The sequence below is a fragment of the Pseudomonas sp. P5_B2 genome, assembly GCF_056400445.1.
The window spans coordinates 1-3,051 of sequence record NZ_JBFULH010000491.1 but is presented as its reverse complement, the minus strand read 5'-3'; the positions used below and the strand labels follow the sequence as shown (position 1 = coordinate 3,051).

The following is a 3,051-nucleotide window of genomic DNA, read 5'->3' as shown; positions in this document are numbered from 1 at the left end:
GCCTGACTCTGGGTGGTGGAAATAGTGGTGTAGGGGTCCCAGGTCGACCAGGCGTCAGCGCTGCCGTTATCCAGCAGGATTCGAGACTCGCTCGGCAGCAGGTAAATGAACTGCACGTCGTGGGTGCTCAGGCCAGCACTGCGCAAGGCCTTGATCGCCAGGAAGTGGCCAATGGAGCCACGGGTGGTGACGATCCGCTTGCCTTTAAGGTCGCTGGCATCGTTCAACGGTGAATCCTTGGGCGCGAGAATGGCCGTGGTATAGCGACCCTCGGCATGCATGATGCTGACTACCTTGATCGGCGCGCCTGCCCCGAGGGCGAACACATACGGCGCATCGCCCAAAGCGCCGATGTCTACCGCACCGGCATTCAGCGCCTCGCCCAGTGGCGCGGCGGCCGGAAACTCGGAGAACTGGATGTCGTAGGGCACATTCTTCAGCTCGCCGGACACTTCCAACAGCACTTTGATCGTGGATTTCTGATTGGCCACCAGCAGCGGTTGCAGGTCTGCGGCGTGGGAGGATGCGGCGAAGCCCAGAGTGCAAAAGAGGCTCAACAACAGGGATTTGGGTGACATGGGGGAACTCCAGGCAGGTTGTTGCGCTTCGAATAACCTCCGCCTGGAGAAGGGGTCGGTCTGTGGCTGACGTTATATCTATAAGAAACGTCTGTGAAATTCTTTATGGTTATATGCTAATTATGAAGTTAGCTGATTATTGCGTTGATGATTATTAAACAAATGCATTTAAGGTTGTGCTGAAGATCAACAGCACAAGGCAGAACGCGCCAGGCGCGAGAGGAGGGCTTGGTCTGAAGAGGAGGGGATGCTCAAGAAGAGCGGCACCCCGGCACTGACCGAGGCGCCGGGGTGCGCATGGCTAGATCACGTAAAATCCGTGGGTGCCGTCGCGAGCCAATTGGTCGACCAGTCCGAACTCCCAATCCAGATAGGCCTGCATCGCTTCGCGCGGGCTATCGGTACCTTCATAAGGGCGGCGGTAGCGATCAATGCGCGGAGACGCCAGGCGGGTTTCGCCTTCTTCCAGTGGCAGGTGCGCGGCGATCCAGCTGGCCGTGCCACCCTTGAGCAGAAACAYGGCTTTGCCAGTCAATACCTCGACTTCGGCCACTGCCAGTCGCGCCAACTGACTGCTGCCACAGGTCAGCACATAGCGCTCGGCTGTTGGCACCTTGGCCAGCGCTTCACGCAGTTGCCCGCGCAACGCCCACCAGGCATCCGGAATGTGGCGTTTGACATAATTGGCGCTGCTGGTGAAATCCAGCACCGCGGTGTCATCGCGGGTCAGCCATTCGGCCAGAGTCGCGGGGCTGATTTCTTCGGCTTGTCGGGGCGCGGGGACCGGTGCCTGCCACGCACCTTTTTCGCTGAAGTGTGCAGGCTGCAGGTCATCCAGCACATGCACTTCCCAACCCAGTTGCGCGAGCCAGGAAGCGGACATGTTGGCGCGCACACCATCGTCGTCGACCAGCACCAGGCGCGCACCGCGTACGCTGGCGTAGTGGTCGGTTTCCTGCACCAGTTGCCCGCCGGGGATCGAGCGGGCGGTTGGCAGGTGCCCGGCTTCGAATTCCTCCGGGGTGCGCACGTCGAACAGGTAAGTGCTGCGGGTGGGTTCCTGTTGCCAGCGGTTCAGGTCGGCAATTTTTGCTCGGCCCACCCGGGCTTTATCGGCGACGCGACGGGCATCAAGGGCGGCGATTTGCCGGTGCTCTTCACTGGTCGGAAGGAATCGGCGCGACTGGCCGTGCTGCAGTTTTTGCCCGGCGAGGGTCCAGCCGATGGTGCCGTTGCGCAAGGCAGAAACGGGGTTGGCGATGCCGGAATTGATCAACGATTGCGTGCCGATGATGCTGCGGGTGCGACCGGCACAATTGACGATGATGCGCGTGGCCGGGTCCGGTGCCAACTCCCGGGCGCGCAGTACCAATTCCGCCCCCGGTACGCTGATGCCGGTGGGAATGCTCATGGTCTGGTATTCATCGAATCGCCGGGCGTCGAGCACCACCACATCGGCCTCGTTATCGAGCAGGGCCTGAACTTCTTCGGCCGCCAATGACGGCGTATGGCGCTGGCTTTCGACCAGTTCGCCAAACGCTTTGCTCGGCACGTTGACGTCGATGAACAATTCGCCACCGGCGCGGCGCCAACCCTCCAGGCCCCCTTCGAGCAGGCTGACATTGATGTAGCCAAGATCCTGCAGTCGCTGAGCGGCGATGCTCGCCAGGCCTTCGCCATTGTCATAGACCGTTACGTGGGTATCGCGCCGGGGAATTCGCGAGAACACCTCCAGTTCGAGTTTCGACAATGGAATGTTAGCGGCGAACAGCGGATGCGATTCGGCAAAGGGTGCTTCTTCTCGCACATCCAGCAGCGCCAGTTCTTCACGGTTCAGCAGGGCCTGGCGAATCTCGGCGAAAGAGCGGGTCGGAAGGGTGCTCATAGGGCTTGGTTCTCTTTGGACAAATCCCAGATATTGGGGAGAAAGGCGTTGGAATAACCGGAAATGAACAGCTTCTCGCTGCCGTCTGGCTGATACACCGCGCGGCGCACGGCACCGATGTTGGCGCCATAGACATGAATGCTGATCGAGACCTGATCGTCAAAGGCGTTGCTGACTTGATGAATATCACCGATTTTGGGCGACACGGCCTCAACCTGGCCCGGTCGCAAGTGCACCCGCTCACTGTCGGCGATCACGGAACCGTCGGTTTGGCGCTGGAAACCCTGTGAGTACTCCGCACCTCGCAACATACCGATCAGCCCCCACACCCGATGGTCATGGACCGGGGTGCTTTGCCCCGGCCCCCAGACAAAACTGACGATACTGAAACGCTGCCGAGAATCGGCATGCAGCAGGTATTGCTGATAGCGCTCCGGGTCTGGGCGGGCAAAATCCTCAGGCAGCCAATCGTCATGGCTGACCAATTGGCTGAGCAGTTTGCCGCCACGATGCAACAGATCACCCTCGCGAGGGTTGCTGTCGATCAGCTCCGCCAGGGCGCCTATGAATGCTCTGAGTCTCTCCGGG

Annotated in this window: 3 protein-coding genes; all 3 read right to left on the bottom strand. The window is 60.4% G+C overall.

Annotated features, from left to right (window positions below; genetic code table 11):
• A partial coding sequence (locus tag AC1DRJ_RS22845) for an ABC transporter substrate-binding protein (RefSeq protein WP_477804146.1) occupies positions 1 to 578 on the bottom strand: 578 nt, incomplete at its 3' end.
• Positions 579 to 879: 301 nt separating this feature from the next.
• Complete coding sequence (locus AC1DRJ_RS22840) at positions 880 to 2,463, bottom strand: rhodanese homology domain-containing protein (RefSeq protein ID WP_477804145.1); 1,584 nt, start codon at positions 2,461 to 2,463, stop codon at positions 880 to 882.
• Positions 2,460 to 3,051, bottom strand: a 592-nt coding sequence (locus AC1DRJ_RS22835; protein ID WP_477804144.1) for a cysteine dioxygenase family protein, incomplete at its 5' end; no start/stop codon positions are given. The genes AC1DRJ_RS22840 and AC1DRJ_RS22835, both read right to left, overlap by 4 nt.